This is a genomic window from Colwellia sp. KS18-150, assembly GCF_057551365.1.
Window position 1 is genome coordinate 412,960 of sequence record NZ_BAAJMC010000001.1, and the last position, 16,258, is coordinate 429,217.

A 16,258-nucleotide genomic window follows, 5' to 3' on the forward strand; every position below is an offset into this window, starting at 1 on the left:
CCCTAAATTATTGTTAAGTTAAAATTATTTTTAAGCCATAATAATTAAATAAATTCATTTACGCTATCTAATAGTTTCAATTGTTCGCTGTACATAAAAACAGTGTTTTGTTATATTTACCAATATTAGATATTAATCGTCAGTTACTGTTGAAACTATATATAGCAGAAAAGCCTAGCCTAGGTCGCGCGATAGCCGCAGCACTTCCAAAACCCCATAAAAACCATAAAACTCATATCGAGCTAGCCAATGGTGATGTTGTTAGCTGGTGTATAGGGCACATTTTAGCGCAAGCGGATCCTCAAGATTATGATGCCAACCTAAAAAAATGGTCACTTGATGCATTACCTATTGTCCCACAGCAATGGCAGTTAAAGCCGATAAGTCGTACTCGTGCTCAGTTAACGGTATTACGAAAATTAGTTAAACAAGCTAGTGAGATTATTCATGCTGGCGATCCTGACAGAGAAGGTCAGTTATTAATTGATGAAGTGATTGATTTTTTTAAGGTGGCTAAAGCAAAAAAAGCTAACATTAAGCGCTTATTAATTAATGATTTAAATTTATCTGCGGTTAAACGCTCATTGAATTCGCTAAAAAGTAATCAAGATTATATGCCTTTGTCTGTTTCAGCATTAGCTCGCTCAAGAGCTGATTGGCTTTATGGCATTAACTTAACCCGTGCATGTACTTTGCAAGGGCAAAAGCAAGGGTACAACAACGTACTTTCTATTGGTCGTGTACAAACGCCGGTATTGGGTTTAGTGGTTAGAAGAGAGCAAGAAATCTCCGCTTTTGTTTCTAAACCTTTTTACCAAGTACTTGCACATTTATCGACAGAAAATAACAGCATTAATGATGATGAAAACTTCACCGTTAAATGGCAACCCAGTGATGCTTGTCAGCAGTATTGTGACGAGGAGGGTAGAGTACTGGTTAAAGCTTTAGCTGAAAATGTTGCGGCTCGAATTGACGGACAACCAGCCGTGGTAGAAAGTATGGCAACTGAACAGAAACAACAAAATCAACCTTTGCCTTTTAATCTCTCAAGCTTACAAATTTCAGCAGCAAAACAATTTTCTATGAATGCCAAGCTGGTGCTTGATGTATGTCAGGCGCTTTATGAGAAACATAAGCTAATTACCTACCCAAGATCAGATTGTCGCTATTTACCTAAAGAGCAGTTTAATCAAGCAGCATCGATCATTTCTACCTTAGCGACGAGTAATTTACCTTGTAATAAGCAAGCGCAAGGTGCTGACAGTAGTATTAAAAGTAAAGCGTGGAATGATAAAAAAGTTACCGCGCATCACGCCATAGTTCCCACCGAAAAGTCGGCTAATAATATTTCTTTAAATCCTTTTGAAAAAAATATTTACTTGTTGATTGTTAGACAGTATTTAGCACAGTTTTACCCCGTACATAGTTATCAACAAACAAAATTGGCGGTCAGAATATCAGGCGGATTATTTACCACGTCAGCAAAAATGCCTCAGCAATTAGGATGGAAAGTACTGTTTAGAAAAAATGATGGTATTGAAAAAACCGATAAAACCCTCCCTAAGTTAACTAAAGATCAAATACTGCATACTCATCGAAGTGAACTCATAGAAAAACATACTAGTGCACCTGAATATTTTACCGATGCAACGTTATTAAGTGCGATGACTGGCATAGCGCGTTTTGTCAGTGACGATAGTATTCGAAAAATATTAAGAGAGACAGACGGTTTAGGTACGGATGCCACGCGGGCAGGCATTATTGATTTACTCTTTAAACGAGAGTTTTTAGTGCGTAATGGTAAAAATATCCGCTCAACAGAAGTAGGGAGTAAGTTAATTACCACGCTGCCAGAGCAAATATCACTGCCTGATAGAACGGCGTTATGGGAGTCACAACTAGAATCCATCAGTACCAAATCGATAAGCTATCAACACTTCATGGGAGGTGTTGAGCAAAACCTGTATCAACTCACCAGTGATGTTAAAGGTTTATCTTTTGTTGGTTTACCTAAGGTTGCCATGAAACGGAAATTTATTAAAAAGCGAACAAAGAAGAAATAGAGAGCTCAACTACATAGCTTGAACTCGGTTTAAGGAGATAGTTAACTTATTTTTATAACAATTAAGGCGCTTAAAAGCGCCTTAAATAGAGTTGATTTGACACTGTTTATTTAGATTTCCATTTAAAAACTACAAATTTTAAATCTGTCTTTCCAGTGTTGAATATACCGTGTAAGTCTCCCGGACCGGCATATAAAATATCACCCGTATTAGCTTTAAATTTTTTATCGTTAATCGTCCATTCACCACTTCCTTCAATAACCATCAAGTATTCTTCTTCGTCATGTTTATGAGGAGGGTGTATTTCTTTATTTGGCTCAATAATACCAACACCAGTGATGACATCTTTGGCACCAACAGATTGACCTGCGAAATAGGTTAAAAATTTGCTGCCATCAAATTGAGTGACGTGGGCTCCTTCAACAGGTACTACTGTCGTAGTTATTTCTTTTTCTTCATCAGCAATGCCATTAAAAGCAATGAGTAAAGTTACAATAGCGAAGGTTAATTTAAAGAGTTGCATTTCATATCCTAGTTTTCGTAGTTAAGTGGCTTATTATTTGTTTCCAATGCCACTAAAAGTGATAACAAACTAGGCTAAGTTATCACTTTTAGTTGTCAATTAACAATATGAAATAGTGAAAGTTACCCTATCGCTTGTGTTGACCATTCGTCGTTAACTAAGCGTAAAATTCCTTGCGGATTAGCGTTTTGAAGTTCAACGGGTAATAAAGCGTCAGGGGTATTTTGATAGCATACTGGTCGCGTAAAACGTTCAATTGCTCTAGTGCCTACTGACGTTGATTGACCTGCTGAGCTACTTGGGTAAGGACCACCATGTGACATAGCTGAGCTAAGCTCAACACCTGTGCCATAGCCGTCAAAAAGTACTCTGCCAATTCGCTGTTGAAGAACAGGAAGTAATTTTGTAGCGACAGGATGATCTTGCTCGTTGGCAAAAATAGCAGCGGTTAAATGCCCCTTCATGCTAGTCGCAACTTCTAAAAGCTGTGCCTCATCATCACAAGCGATTACTAATGCGGATGGACCAAAAACTTCTTCTTCCAAAGCTAATTGCTTTAAATAATCATTAGCATCAATGCTATACAGGGCTACTTGTGCTTGATTAGCACTACTGCTTTCACCTTTTGCAATAACTTGTAGGCTAGCAATAGCATCACGCTCGGCGCAGTGCTTATTATAACTTTCGCAAATGCCTGCTGTTAGCATCGTACCTGCAGTTAACACGGGGGATTTTTCAGCTAAACTTGCTTTTAATCTATCAAGTGCTGAGCCCTTTATCGCGATTAAAATGCCAGGGCTAGTACAAAATTGTCCAACACCCATCATCAGAGATGCTAAAAATGAATCGGCAATATTTTCTGCATTGCTATTTAAAGATTCAGGGAGTAAGAATACCGGGTTAGTTGAGCCTAATTCACCAAAAAATGGGATAGGCTCAGGGCGAGAAACAGCTATATCGTAAAGAGCACGACCGCCAGCAACAGAGCCAGTAAAGCCAACAGCTTTTATTTTAGGATGTTTCACTAAAGCGGTACCAATGGTACGGCCACTGCCATGAAGCATAGCAAAAACGCCACTGGGTACTTGGCATATTTTGATTGCTGCTTCGATGGCGCTAGCAACGAATTCAGAAGTTCCTGGGTGAGCACTGTGGGTTTTAACAATAACAGGACAACCCGCGGCAAGCGCTGATGCGGTATCACCACCAGCAACAGAAAAAGCTAGTGGAAAATTACTGGCAGAAAAAACCGCAACAGGTCCCAGTGGTACCTGCGTTAATCTCAAGTCAGGTTTAGGAAGTGGCTGTCTATCTGGCTGAGGAAGGTCAATCACAGGTCTTTTCCACTCACCTTTATCTAATAACTGAGCGAACATATTCAATTGACCAATGGTACGTCCTAATTCGCCATTTATGCGCATTTCAGGTAAAGCGGTTTCCCAAGTAGCACGAGCAACAATTGTAGGGCGTATCTCTTCAAGCTGCTCAGCAATAGTGCGCAAGAATTTAGCTTTATCATTGTCAGTATATTGAGAGTAGCTATCAAACGCTTGAGCAGCGCTTTCGACGGCGTTATTAAGTTGATTCATATCGGCACAGCTGAAATCCTCTTGAGAAAGCTCTTCAGTGGTTGGATTATTGCCTTTAAAATTGCTACCAGCGCCTAATTGCCATTCACCATTGATGAAAATATTTCCTGAAATACTCATTGTTTAACACCTATTAGTCGAAATTAATTGAGTATTATTTTAGGTGTATCTTAAGTGTTGCACAAAAGAGAAGTTTTCAGTCTACAGTTGAGTGAATACTCATGTATACTAGGTAGGTGATTAACGAGAGAAAATTATCAGGAAATACTTGATGTCATTACCTTCATTAAACAGTTTACGAACGTTTGAAAGTGCCGCTAGGTTAAAAAGCTTTGCGTTAGCGGCACAAGAGTTATTTGTTTCTCCTTCTGCGGTTAGTCATCAAATTCGCCAGTTAGAAGAGCGTCTGGGGGTAGATTTATTTATTCGTTTAGACCGTAAGGTTGAATTAAGCAGTGCCGGAGAGCTTTATTACCCGCAAGTAAAATTAGGCATAACAACGCTGATTAATGCCACAGAGCAATTAGTTGAAGAAAAAGTGGCAGGCGATAACATTATTAAAATTTCTGCTGTACCATTTTTTGCCACTCGTTGGTTATTTCCTAAATTAGCCGATTTTAGACGCTTGTATCCTAATATTCAGTTAAAAATACAAACCAGTACTGCAGCATCTAACTTCTCGCAAGATGACGTCGATTTAGTGATCCGCCGAGGTATTGGTCCATGGCAAGGTATGGTGAGTGAATTACTTTGCAGTGAAAAATTAGCAGCGGTTTGCATACCAGAGCTTCAGGAAAAAATTAAACATACCAATGAGTTACTCAACCAGCCTTTGCTTTTTAACGTTGCTGTGATGAGTGAGTGGCGAGAATGGTTTGAAGCGCAACAATTAAGCTATCAAGAGCCGGCTTCATCTTTTGAATTTCAAAACACTTCACAGATTTTGGATGCATGTTTATCGGGGGCTGGTGTCGCATTAATAGATCCGGTAATGATCAAACAACATTTATCTCAAGGAGAGTTAGTACCGCTATTTGATAGCAGTGTCGATAGTTTGCGTAGTTACTTTCTTGTTTATCCTGAGCAACAACAAGAGCCCGAGAAAATTAAAATATTTAAACAATGGATCGACAAGGCGATGTCTGCAGATCCTTTAATGAGAGAGCGTTTGCCAGTCTAAATACTTACTATAGACTGGCATAAATTAACCTTTATATTTTTGATAAATTTAGGTTAGTTTTTATCTCTAACACAAGCGGCATAATGTAACTCTATTGATGTGGCCGTGAGGTTTTCTTGACCACTTTGTAAGTCAACCAGTCGATTACCATCAAGTGTGTCGTTTGCTGTGGAAGTACAATAATGTTGACCTACCGCCCATTTCTTCTATGTATATAAGGTATAGTTTTCATCGGCAACATTATCGTATTTTTGCCAAATACCTTGTAGCTATTCATAAGTAGGTAAGCGACATTCACTAACACCGTCATGATCACTACATGTTGATAACATTAGCAATAGTGCTATAAGCGGTAAAAAATAGTGTTTAAATAACATAAATAAATCCTTTATTAAAACTTATTAAATCGATGAAAGTTACTGGCTTGCACCTTGGAACGGGTTCCACGCGGCATCTACCGGTAAAATGTTGTTCTTTTGTGTATAAGAGTCATAAAGGGCAACCATTGCTTTTAGCTTTTCAGGCTGTTCAAGCTCTAGTGGCTTTGACTCAGAAGGGTCTGAAACCACGTTATACAAATGCCATTTGCCATCGCCAAACATTCCTGTTCTGACTTTCATCGCTTTTAGCTCACCTTGCATCACATAGCCGTTACCAAATAACTCAAACGCCCACCAATCCTTTTCGGTTCTGACATGATCTGATTTTTTATCTAAAAATGGTTTAATGCTGATACCGCTTGGTGGAACAACATCACGGTTTTTATAATGAGTCATCGGATGTTTTACATTGGCATATTCTAAAATAGTCATAGGTACATCTTTGACATAAGCGACGGCATTTGATTTTTCACCCGCACGGGCGTATTTAGTGTTAAAGGCGCCAGGAGGCACTATCATTAACGGAACGCGAGTACCACCTTCACCAATAAACCACTTCCACCATTGTAGACCGCCAGTAGCAGCGTTTGCCCAAGAAGTACCAATGACATTTTCAGAGTTAGCAGTACCAATAGCCTCAAAAGAAGAATCGAATTGGTTTTCAATCCACTTGGCAAGCTCAGGGTTACCTGTTTTAGGATTGGTTGGCTCTAGACCTTCAGGGCCATTATCTGTCATGTAAATCACAAGAGTGTTATCTAATTGGCCTGATTCTTCTAAATAAGCTAACAATTGGCCAATACGATTATCCTGATCTTCTATCATAGCGGCGTAGGTAGCCATTATTTTTGCTTGCTTCATTTTATCTTCTTCAGATAAATCATCCCAACGTTTAGTAAGTTCGTTAAATGGCGCTTCACTCGCCTCTGCTGAAATTAAGCCATGTTCTTTTAAACTTTCATAACGAGATTTTTTCAAGCCGGCATAGCCTAATTCAAGGTACTTAGGGTAATACTTCATGATCAGCTCTTGAGGAGCCTGTATTGGAAAGTGAGCCGTAGTGAAAGCCATGTATGCAAACCAAGGCTTGTCTTTTGAGGTACCATCTTTAATAAACTCAAGCATCTGATTGGTATAAATTTCTCCTGAGTAAATGCCACTAGGACGATCATAAGGTTTGCCATTGAGTGTCCAGTGCTCTTTGCGTTTAACATTAAGGCCATTAGGATCTTTAAAGTCGGGTGTCATAGCTAAATCATTCCAATGATTTGAACCACCTGAGAGTATGCCAAACTCTTTGGTAAAGCCCCAGCCTAAGGGACCTTTACCACCAGCTTCTTCACCGCCTAGATGCCATTTACCTGACTTATAGACTTCATAGCCATCATCATTTAATAACTCTGAGATAGTCACTGCATTATCAGTTAAATAGGTTTCATAACCTTTTTTACCGCGAGTTGCCGGGTAAACTGAATAGTCGAATGCACCTAAGCCCACTTCAATGTTGTCATTACCCGTAAATAGCATTGAACGGGTAACAGAGCACACAGGTGATACATGGAAGTTGGTAAATCGAACACCGGCCTCGGCGATTCTGTTTAAATTAGGGGTTTTTACTTCAGAGCCATAAGCGCCAATGTCACCAAAAGCAGTATCATCAGCAACAAGTAACAGTATATTGGGCTTTTTCTTCTGCTCTTCTTTACTGGATTGGGATACCTTAGTTTTTTCTGCGCACCCTGCAAGCAATATAACAACAGAGAGCATAGCTATTATTTTATTCATAATATTTCCATAGTTTTCATTTGAAAGTTATTCATGGTGTACAATTTTCATTATTCATTTCAGCAGCAAAGTGCATGGCAAAATACGAATGCTTTGATGTAAAACCATTGAATACGGTTGTTAATATTCTATTAATGAAGGGTAAACATTAGTATGCAATTTCCGAAAATTAGGGTATGTTATTTAGGTGAAATATAGTTTTAAAGGGACGTTTATAATTCTATGTCTACCAGCCAAAGCCTCTTCAGTGATAAAAAAATCAGAGCCGTATCAACTACAGATATTGATGAATTAGCCACTTTCCAGTTAAATAAGAATCGTCGCTATACGCAACTTCAAACAGGAAAATTTAATGGACAATATCTAGAGGTTAATCTAGGTGACGTGCAGGTTTTTCGAGAAAGTTTAGTGGTTGGTTCATTAATTGAAGCGGCGCCTATTAGTGCTTTTGTGCCATTTGCAGCTGTGCTTTCTAATGCTGATGATTTCAAATTTTGTGGTAAGCAACGAGAGAAGAATACTATTTTACAAGCAACAGGTGGTTTTTGGGATGCTTGTTTTAAAGATAACTTAAGCTTTGTGGTAGCTGCTTTTAATCGAAATGCTTTTGCAATTAATATTCAAAGGCTTACGGGTGAAGAAGTGCCAACAGAATGGTTTATTAGTAAAGCTTGTCATGCAGATCCAATCGCATTAGATAAGTATGCTAAGGGATTAGATAATATTATCACCATGGTTCAAGATAGACCTGAAATATTATCAACAGAAAACTCGAAACGTATGTTATCAGACAGTATATTTATACTGATCTTTGATGTATTGAAAAGCACCCGAGAATATACCTGTAAACAAGTTCACCGCTCTGTTCGTCTAAAAGGTGTACGGCGCGTAATTGATTATCTTCATGCTTATTCTGCACAACTACCTACTATAGCGGAGCTTTGTAAAGTAGCTCATCTCAGTGAAAGAAATTTGCAATATGGTTTTAAAGAATACTTAGGCATAACACCAATTAGTTACTTACGATTAATAAGATTAAACGGCGTCAGACGAGATTTGTTACTCTCTCACCCGCAACAAAATCGCGTGGTTGATGTTGCATTAAACTGGGGGTTTATTGAATTAGGTCGCTTCGCTGGTGAATATAAACGACTCTTTCAAGAGTTACCCTCTGTAACACTAAAAAGCCTAAATAAAGCTGTATAACACACTAACACTTTAAGCTTTTGCTAGACGGTTGTTGAGCGCTTTAATGCGGTAGTAAATAATAATTCCAAGCATGATTGGAGTTTGAATAACAAAAAATACCGCCGAAAAAAGTAAATAATCACTATTTTGAAAAACATTAATAGCAATTAAGGCGGCTAAGGCGAGATTTCTTACCGGAAATTCAATAATTACAGCACTTCTATTTTCAGCGGATATATCCAAGAATTTACACAAGCAAAAAGCAATAAATAAAGAGCAGAAGCTAAAGATTAATGCTAGCAAAACTAAGGAAGATAATTGCTCAAGGATCTTATCTTGAAATTTGATAAAAATAGACATCAATAAACAGAGTAAGCCAATTGCGCCGAGCTTTTCAAAACTTGGCATGATCTTCTCAAGCCAATGTGACTTTTTACTTTTAAGTAATAAACCAAGTAATACCGGGCAAAAAAGTAACAGCACTAATTGTAAGGCTTGATTGATGACTAGGTTATCTAAAGGGAGGTCTGAGCTAGAAAATGATGGTAAGGCAGTAAAAACCAGCAAAGGTAAAACAATAACAGATAACAAACCATTTAACGCGGTAAGGGTAACTGAATAGGCGATATTACCTTTGGCCATAAAGGTATAAATATTTGAAATAGCCCCACCTGGACAAATTGAAATGAGTAGCATTCCTTGAGCTACTAACGCTGGTGGTTGAAATAAAGTAATTAACACAAACGCTGAAAATGGTAGTAGTAATATTTGCCCGAAAGTGATGGTTAATAGCGTTTTTTTTTGCTGAGCTATATTGGCTAAATCTTTTCTGTCTATGCTGGCGCCGATAATAAACATCAACAAAAAAACTAATATTGGTGTGGCTAACTCTATTAACTCCATATTCGGTCACTTATACACGTCACTGTTAATTGATAATTTACAATATTTTAACATGGTCGGCAACGTGCTAAGGAAGTGTTATTGAGCAATATTTACTGGTAATAAATAGAATGTTAAAAGATATGCATTGTGAAAGTGATAAGAAAACGTCTATATAATTATTTATCATTACAATGAGTAAAGCTGCTAGTTAAGCATAGACTTTGTTGAAAAAGCTGTTTATTCTCATAGCACTAACCAAAGTTATTACCTATCTACATGGAGTTTTTATGCTTGAATATGTCGCGCTTGGCATCCTAGTCTTTGCTGCTGTTACCGTATTTTATGGCATTATTGTCATTCACGATATCCCTTATGAAATTGCCAAGAAACGCAATCATCCTCAACAAGATGCACTGCATGTTGCTGGCTGGGTTAGCTTATTTACTTTACATGTGTTGTGGCCTTTTCTGTGGATATGGGCAACCTTATACCGAGAGGACAGAGGTTGGGGGTTCTCTCACCAAGACAAAACAGGTAATAAACAACCCGATGAACAAGTTGTTTCACAAGATTACATGGCTTTAATTAAGCGTATTGAAGTATTAGAGCAGCAGTTATCACCGAACAATAAACCTTCGCAAGTGGAGGATAAATAATGGATTTACTATTAATTTTAACCTATACCGCAATTTGTATCGGCATATTTAAAATCTTTAAGATTCCTTTAAATAAATGGACGGTTCCTACAGCCGTATTAGGTGGCATTGTTTTAATTGGTGCACTGATTATGATGATGAATTATAACCATCCATACTCTGAAGTGACTCGTCAGTACTTTGTCACTACGCCAGTGATACCTGCCGTGAAAGGTGAGGTGGTTAGCGTTAATGTAAAAGCCAATACACCAATTAAAGATGGCCATTTATTGTTTTCTATTGACCCAATACCGTACCAAAATAAAGTGGATGCCATTAACGCTCAGCTAGTTTCGGCAAAACTAGACTATGAACGCGCTGTGGAGTTGATGAAGAAAAATATTGGTAAACAACGTGATGTTGATGTTACCAAAGCGGCACTAGATAACTTAACGGCTAATTTACACGACGCACAATATCAATTATCTCAAACTGAAGTAAGAGCTGATGGTGACGGTTATGTTACCCAAATGATGGTGTTTCCTGGTCTTTTCGTTGTGCCAATGCCATTGAGACCTGCCATGGTTTTTGTGCAAGAAGAATCCTTTATATACGTTGGTTGGTATCGTCAAAACAGCTCAATGCGTTTAATCGCAGGGAGCGAAGCTGAAATCGCTTTTGATGCTTTACCTGGCAAGGTTTTTTCTGCGGAAGTGGTAGAAGTGATACCTGTTTTAGCTGAAGGTGAAATTCAGGCTCACGGCACCATGGTTAATGCTAATACTAACGGTAGAATGCCAGGGCGTATTCCAGTAAAAATCAAAATTACCGACCCACGATTTGCTGAGTTAGCTAAGCATGTACCAGGTGGCTCATATGGTCAAAGTGCTATTTATTCAGAGCATTTTCACCATGTTGCCATAATGCGCAAAATTATTTTACGTATGTCATCTTGGATGAGTTACTTCTTCCCATTTCATTAATAGCTAGATGACTTCAGTCTAAGTAAAGGTGAGTAGCAAAAATCGTACTCGCCTTTTTTATTGCAAAAAATTAAAAGTGAAAAGTTATGCATGAACATATTGTTATTTTAACTATTGCCATCATGGTGTTGCTTTATGGTTATATTTCCAAGGCACTCACGCGATTTAATATTTCTGGCCCCATGGTTTTCGTCGGCTTAGGCTTGCTAGTTTCACCTTTAGGGTTAAATATTAGCCAAGTGGATGTTGATGCAGAGTTTGTCACCATCATTGCTGAGGTAGCGTTAGTACTGGTGTTATTTGGTGATGCTGCTTTGCTTGATTTAAAACTATTACGACAATCGTGGAAGTTACCGGCGCGCTTATTGCTAATTGGTTTACCACTAACCATCGTATTGGGAACGGTTGTAGCACAGTTTATGTTTCCTGATGAGCCTACTATTTATATGTTATTACTGGCTTTATTACTAACACCTACTGATGCAGCATTAGGAAAGGCGGTTGTTTCAGATCCTAAAGTTCCCAAGGAGGTTCGCTCAACCATCAATGTGGAAAGCGGCTTAAATGATGGCATTATTTATCCTATTTTATTCACTGTAGTGACTATGATTGCCAGTAATGTCACTGATGCTAGTGACTCTCATTGGTTTAGTTATGTCCTTAAGCAAGTGTTTTTCGGCGCTTTAGTCGGCACACTGGTGGGTTATATAGGCGCAAAGTTAACTGAATTTAGTTTAAAGAAAAACTGGATGGTGGGGGCATATCAAAATCTTATTCCTATTGCGTTAGCAATTTTGTCGTTTTATTTAGCTGAGGCGTTTGCTGGCAATGGCTTTATAGCCGCTTTTTTTGCAGGACTCTATGCGGGTAATGTTAGTCATAGCACGCGAGAGCGAATAGAAAACTTTGCCGAAAGTGAAGGGGAGCTACTTATTCTTATTTGCTTTTTCATTTTTGGCTTGGCCTTTGTGCCGATAGTGCTTAGCCATATCACTGTTGAAGTGGTTATTTATTCGATACTGAGTTTAACTGTATTAAGAATGTTACCTGTGATCTTGTGTTTAATTGGCGCTAGGGTAAATCATTTACCGATAGATTTTTCAACCATGGCATTTATCGCTTGGTTCGGACCACGTGGAATTGCTTCTATATTGTATGTGCTTATTGTTACTCATGAACTTGGGCGTGCCTTTCAGTTTGAAACGGTATATGCAATTGTCATCACTACAGTTTTAATGAGTATTATTGCTCATGGACTCAGTGCCCAACCGCTGGCAAACTGGTACAGTAAAAAGCATAAAATATAAAAACTATATTCACCTAGGTCGTTAGTGATTTTATTGAAAATAAATATTTAACCAGAGTTTAGGTTATTAGCATTGAGGCAATGATGAAATTAAAAGTCTTGTTATGGTCAATTATTCTATTACTGACGGCATGTAGTGGTGATAAAGCGGGGGTTGCTCTAGGGACACTTGAACGAGATAGGATAGCTCATACCGCTACAGAAAACGAAATCATCACTGCGCTGCCAGTAAAACCAGGGAGTTATGTAAAGAAAGGAGTCGTACTGGTTAAGCTTGATGATACCTTACAAAAAGCCTTGGTAGCAAAAGCAAAGGCACAAGTACAACAGGCGCAAGCAAACCTAGATAAAGTGCGAAGTGGTGCTCGTGAAGAAGAGCTTGCAGCTGCTAAAGCAGAAGTCTTTGGAGCGCAAGCAACTGTCGTTAAAAGTGAAGCTAATTATCAGCGAGCGATAGTGTTGATTAAAAAAGAGCTAGCTAGCCAAGCCACAATGGATAGCGCCTTAGCTGCTCGCGATGAAAGTTTAGCAAAATTACACAGTGCTGAAGAACAATTATCGCAACTAACTAATGGTGCTCGTATTGAAGATTTAGCCATCGCCGAGGCAATATTAGCCACGAATATTGCTCAGTGGCAAAATGAGCAAAAGAAGTTAAAGGATCTTACTATCACTGCTAAACGCGATGGTATTTTAGATAATCTACCATGGAATTTAGGTGAACGTGTCACAACAGGCAGTCCTGTAGCTATTGTGTTAGCAGGTAAAACGCCTTTTGCTCGAGTTTACATTCCTGAGCCATACCGTGTTTTTATTAAAACAGGAGATTCATTGCAGGTTAAAGTTGATGGTGTATCACAATTAATTACTGGTCAAGTTCGTAAGATATCCAATGAGCCGGCTTTTACTCCTTACTATGCGCTTAACCAAGAGGAGCGTGCTAGGTTGATGTATCTTGCTGAAATATTATTACCTGAAAGCGCATCAGATTTACCTAGCGGTATTCCAGCACAAGTCATTTTACCAACGGGAATGGCTGTTAATGACTGAGTTCGTAATTGATGCCAAGGGGTTAACACGAGATTTTGCTAATGTGACGGCAATATCGAATCTAGATTTACAAGTCGAAAAACAAACGATTTATGGCTTTCTCGGGCCAAATGGTTGCGGTAAAACTACGGCGATTAGATTACTGACCGGACTACTCAAACCAACAAGTGGCGCCATTAATGTTTTAGGTTGTTCCTTGCCAAATGAAGCCGAAAAATTACGTAGTCAAATAGGTTATATGACGCAAAAATTTTCTTTGTATGATGATTTATCTATTCAAGAGAACATGAAGTTTATTGCTCGTATTTATGGTTTAACGCCTAATGAGCAAAAATCTCGTTTAGCTGAGTTGGTAAGTGTTTACCAACTTGATGCGCTAAAAAATAAAATGGCGGGCAGTTTAAGTGGAGGTCAAAAGCAGCGCTTAGCTTTAGCCTGTGCGGTAATGCACAAACCAAAATTACTTTTTCTTGATGAGCCTACGTCAGCAGTAGATCCTGAAAATCGTCGTGAATTTTGGGAGCAGCTGTTCGACTTATGTGAACAAGGGATCACGATTTTAGTGTCCACTCATTATATGGACGAAGCAGAGCGTTGTCATAAGTTAGCAATCTTAGAGCATGGCGTGAAAAGGGCTGACGATTCACCTGATGTTTTAATGGCCAATATGCCAGCGCATGTTGTCGAAGTTTCAGGTGAGAACCTTAGGCAAATAAAAAAAGATTTGCTGCGTTTACCGCAAGTGATATCAGCCTCACAACTTGGGGTGCATTTAAGGGTGTTAGTGGCGAAAAGTGCTCATGATCCGGTTAGCATACTGCAAACAAGTCACCTTATCAGTGCCAGTAATAATGCTCATATTGTAAGGCCTAGCCTTGAAGATGTTTTTGTTACTTGTACTGGCGAGCATGCGTTGAATACAACGCTTAATAAGGTCAGCTAATGAAGTCATTATTAAGAATTCAAGCCATCACCTTAAAAGAGTTGTTGCAGCTAAAGCGCGATAGAATGACCTTTGGCATGGTGATTATGATCCCACTAGTGCAGTTGTTGTTATTTGCTTTTGCCATCAATACCAATATTCGCGATATTCCCGTTGGCATACTTGATCACAGTCAAACAGCGCTTAGTCGTGTATTACAACAAACGGTATCGGCAACTGGTGTCGTTAAATTCAGTAAAAGTTATTATTCGCAATCAGCAGCCCAAGCGGCACTTGATCGCGGCGAAGTAAGAGCGGTGTTAATTATCCCCGACGATGTCAGTCAACGTTTAGTGCGACATTCAAGTGTTGGTTTAGGCTCTCCTGCTGCTTCAGATGAAGAAACCAGTAGGCCTATTGCTCAATGGTTAGTGGATGCTTCGGATACCAGTATCGCAGCGAGTATTAAAAGTTTACGTAATATGCCCATGGCAGAATTGCTCGATAAGCCTGCCAATAGAAATACGCCGACCTTTGCTGTGACTCTGTTATATAACCCAGAGCAGCGTAGTGTTGTTAATATTGTGCCGGGCTTAGTGGCGGTTATTTTAACCATGACCATGATTATGTTTACCTCTGCCGCGCTAGTTCGTGAACATGAGCGCGGTAATATGGAAATGCTGATTACCACACCAGTAACGCCGCTTGAATTAATGATAGCGAAAATTATTCCCTATATTTTTATTGGCGCAGTGCAGGTGATAATTATTTTAGGCTTAGGTCACTGGCTCTTTGATGTACCAATTAATGGCGGATTAGGTCAGCTTGCTTTAGCTACCTTACTCTTTATCTGTGCAAGTTTAGTGTTAGGATTATTGATATCTACCTTGGCTTCTAGCCAGTTGCAATCGATGCAAATGACAGTGTTTATATTACTACCGTCAATATTATTATCAGGCTTTATGTTCCCTTATGAAGGGATGCCAACAATCGCTCAATATATTGCTGAAGCTTTACCCGCAACCCATTTTATTCGTTTGATACGCGGCGTAGTTCTTAGAGACGTACAAGTGATTTCGATGACTTTTGATATGCTTTGGTTAATGGCTTTTACCATCATAGGGCTGGTAGTAGCGGCATTTCGGTTTAAGAAGACACTCGATTGATAAATTTCTTGTTTTGTAACTGAATATTTATCCTACAGAGTTGTTGATTGGCTAGTTAGTGAGTCTTATAATCACAGGGCTTTCAAATGATAGAGTAAAAAAATGATATTACTGCGTAACACCATGGACAAAAGCAACTTGTATCAGGTAGATGAGTTTGGGGTCAAAAATTACAAATACAGAACTATAGCTGTGTTGTCATTTATTATTTTTACCGCACTCAACTTAAGCCTAGGCTATGTTACTTATCTCGCTGAAATTGGTGTCGACGGCTCTCCAGTGCAAAGTTATGCTGATGCGGTCTGGCTGATGATCATGTCTTCATCGACTATTGGCTTTGGCGATGTTTATCCGATTACCTTACTGGGCAGAACAGCCGTTTTTGTGATGTTTATTCTAGGAGTCGGCATTTTAGGTGGTGCAGGCGCTATATTTGCTAATAAAATCTTTGGCTTCGCAGATACCAATGTTAAAAATAGAGAATTACGAAAACAAAATGAAGAGATACTCGCTCAAAACCTAAAAATTTATGAAAAGCTTGAGGTTTTAGAGAAACAAATTAAAGCGCTTGATAAGTCTTGATATCTTGATAAAGAACGCTGG

14 protein-coding genes are annotated in these 16,258 nt (G+C 38.8%); 10 read left to right on the forward strand and 4 right to left on the reverse strand.

The features are described from left to right. The first annotated feature begins 149 nt into the window (after window positions 1-149). Window positions 150-2,063 carry a DNA topoisomerase III gene (locus AC27IF_RS01965; protein WP_487052211.1) on the forward strand — a complete coding sequence of 638 codons (1,914 nt, stop codon included), beginning with the start codon at window positions 150-152 and terminating at the stop codon, window positions 2,061-2,063. Between the two features lie 106 nt (window positions 2,064-2,169). Here AC27IF_RS01965 and AC27IF_RS01970 read toward each other — a convergent pair whose 3' ends face one another. Together AC27IF_RS01970 and AC27IF_RS01975 are read right to left on the reverse strand one after the other, a co-directional pair. After that, complete coding sequence (locus AC27IF_RS01970; RefSeq protein ID WP_487051649.1) at window positions 2,170-2,586, reverse strand: cupin domain-containing protein; 417 nt, start codon at window positions 2,584-2,586, stop codon at window positions 2,170-2,172. Between the two features lie 122 nt (window positions 2,587-2,708). Continuing rightward, entirely contained in the window at window positions 2,709-4,295 is a 1,587-nt protein-coding gene (locus tag AC27IF_RS01975) for an aldehyde dehydrogenase (NADP(+)) (protein WP_487051651.1), read from the reverse strand. 151 nt (window positions 4,296-4,446) lie between these two features. Between AC27IF_RS01975 and gcvA the strand changes: the two genes are divergently transcribed. Then, window positions 4,447-5,355, forward strand: a complete 909-nt coding sequence (gene gcvA / locus AC27IF_RS01980) for a transcriptional regulator GcvA (protein ID WP_487051653.1) — start codon at window positions 4,447-4,449, stop codon at window positions 5,353-5,355. Window positions 5,356-5,771: 416 nt separating this feature from the next. Here the strand turns inward: gcvA and AC27IF_RS01985 are convergent, their stop codons facing one another. Next, window positions 5,772-7,520, reverse strand: a complete 1,749-nt coding sequence (locus tag AC27IF_RS01985; protein WP_487051655.1) for an arylsulfatase — start codon at window positions 7,518-7,520, stop codon at window positions 5,772-5,774. Between the two features lie 222 nt (window positions 7,521-7,742). On the opposite strand from AC27IF_RS01985, the gene AC27IF_RS01990 reads away from it, so the two are divergent. Beyond that, a complete protein-coding gene (locus AC27IF_RS01990) occupies window positions 7,743-8,726 on the forward strand; it encodes a helix-turn-helix domain-containing protein (protein ID WP_487051657.1) in 984 nt (327 codons plus the stop codon). 12 nt (window positions 8,727-8,738) lie between these two features. On the opposite strand, the gene AC27IF_RS01995 is transcribed toward AC27IF_RS01990, so the two are convergent. Beyond that, a complete protein-coding gene (locus AC27IF_RS01995; protein WP_487051659.1) occupies window positions 8,739-9,611 on the reverse strand; it encodes a bile acid:sodium symporter family protein in 873 nt (290 codons plus the stop codon). 269 nt (window positions 9,612-9,880) lie between these two features. Here AC27IF_RS01995 and AC27IF_RS02000 point away from each other — a divergent pair, with 269 nt between their 5' ends. From AC27IF_RS02000 to AC27IF_RS02030, 7 genes are all read left to right on the forward strand, one after another. Beyond that, on the forward strand, window positions 9,881-10,249 hold the full coding sequence (locus AC27IF_RS02000; RefSeq protein ID WP_487051661.1) for a DUF3302 domain-containing protein: 369 nt from the start codon (window positions 9,881-9,883) through the stop codon (window positions 10,247-10,249). After that, window positions 10,249-11,211 (forward strand): HlyD family secretion protein, encoded by a 963-nt coding sequence (locus tag AC27IF_RS02005; protein ID WP_487051663.1) that lies wholly within the window; start codon window positions 10,249-10,251, stop codon window positions 11,209-11,211. Before AC27IF_RS02000 ends, AC27IF_RS02005 begins: the two co-directional genes overlap by 1 nt. A gap of 86 nt (window positions 11,212-11,297) precedes the next feature. Next, the gene (locus AC27IF_RS02010) at window positions 11,298-12,518 is read left to right on the forward strand and encodes a cation:proton antiporter (RefSeq protein ID WP_487051665.1); all 1,221 of its coding nucleotides are present in this window, start codon (window positions 11,298-11,300) and stop codon (window positions 12,516-12,518) included. Window positions 12,519-12,598: 80 nt separating this feature from the next. Beyond that, window positions 12,599-13,567, forward strand: a complete 969-nt coding sequence (locus tag AC27IF_RS02015; RefSeq protein ID WP_487051667.1) for an HlyD family secretion protein — start codon at window positions 12,599-12,601, stop codon at window positions 13,565-13,567. After that, the gene (locus tag AC27IF_RS02020) at window positions 13,560-14,510 is read left to right on the forward strand and encodes an ABC transporter ATP-binding protein (protein ID WP_487051669.1); all 951 of its coding nucleotides are present in this window, start codon (window positions 13,560-13,562) and stop codon (window positions 14,508-14,510) included. The genes AC27IF_RS02015 and AC27IF_RS02020 overlap by 8 nt, the downstream gene beginning before the upstream one ends. After that, window positions 14,510-15,655 carry an ABC transporter permease gene (locus tag AC27IF_RS02025; protein WP_487051671.1) on the forward strand — a complete coding sequence of 382 codons (1,146 nt, stop codon included), beginning with the start codon at window positions 14,510-14,512 and terminating at the stop codon, window positions 15,653-15,655. The genes AC27IF_RS02020 and AC27IF_RS02025 overlap by 1 nt, the downstream gene beginning before the upstream one ends. A gap of 102 nt (window positions 15,656-15,757) precedes the next feature. Further along, window positions 15,758-16,237 carry a potassium channel family protein gene (locus tag AC27IF_RS02030; protein ID WP_487051673.1) on the forward strand — a complete coding sequence of 160 codons (480 nt, stop codon included), beginning with the start codon at window positions 15,758-15,760 and terminating at the stop codon, window positions 16,235-16,237. The last annotated feature ends 21 nt before the right edge of the window (window positions 16,238-16,258 follow it).

Bases quoted from the DNA above. Each gene is read 5' to 3' on its own strand.
- AC27IF_RS02010 (WP_487051665.1), top strand. From the start codon at position 11,298: ATGCATGAACATATTGTTATTTTAACTATTGCCATCATGGTGTTGCTT.
- AC27IF_RS01985 (WP_487051655.1), bottom strand. From the start codon at position 7,520: ATGAATAAAATAATAGCTATGCTCTCTGTTGTTATATTGCTTGCAGGG.
- AC27IF_RS02020 (WP_487051669.1), top strand. From the start codon at position 13,560: ATGACTGAGTTCGTAATTGATGCCAAGGGGTTAACACGAGATTTTGCT.
- AC27IF_RS02015 (WP_487051667.1), top strand. From the start codon at position 12,599: ATGATGAAATTAAAAGTCTTGTTATGGTCAATTATTCTATTACTGACG.
- AC27IF_RS01995 (WP_487051659.1), bottom strand. From the start codon at position 9,611: ATGGAGTTAATAGAGTTAGCCACACCAATATTAGTTTTTTTGTTGATG.
- AC27IF_RS01975 (WP_487051651.1), bottom strand. From the start codon at position 4,295: ATGAGTATTTCAGGAAATATTTTCATCAATGGTGAATGGCAATTAGGC.
- AC27IF_RS02025 (WP_487051671.1), top strand. From the start codon at position 14,510: ATGAAGTCATTATTAAGAATTCAAGCCATCACCTTAAAAGAGTTGTTG.
- gcvA (WP_487051653.1), top strand. From the start codon at position 4,447: ATGTCATTACCTTCATTAAACAGTTTACGAACGTTTGAAAGTGCCGCT.
- AC27IF_RS02030 (WP_487051673.1), top strand. From the start codon at position 15,758: ATGATATTACTGCGTAACACCATGGACAAAAGCAACTTGTATCAGGTA.
- AC27IF_RS02005 (WP_487051663.1), top strand. From the start codon at position 10,249: ATGGATTTACTATTAATTTTAACCTATACCGCAATTTGTATCGGCATA.
- AC27IF_RS01990 (WP_487051657.1), top strand. From the start codon at position 7,743: ATGTCTACCAGCCAAAGCCTCTTCAGTGATAAAAAAATCAGAGCCGTA.
- AC27IF_RS02000 (WP_487051661.1), top strand. From the start codon at position 9,881: ATGCTTGAATATGTCGCGCTTGGCATCCTAGTCTTTGCTGCTGTTACC.
- AC27IF_RS01970 (WP_487051649.1), bottom strand. From the start codon at position 2,586: ATGCAACTCTTTAAATTAACCTTCGCTATTGTAACTTTACTCATTGCT.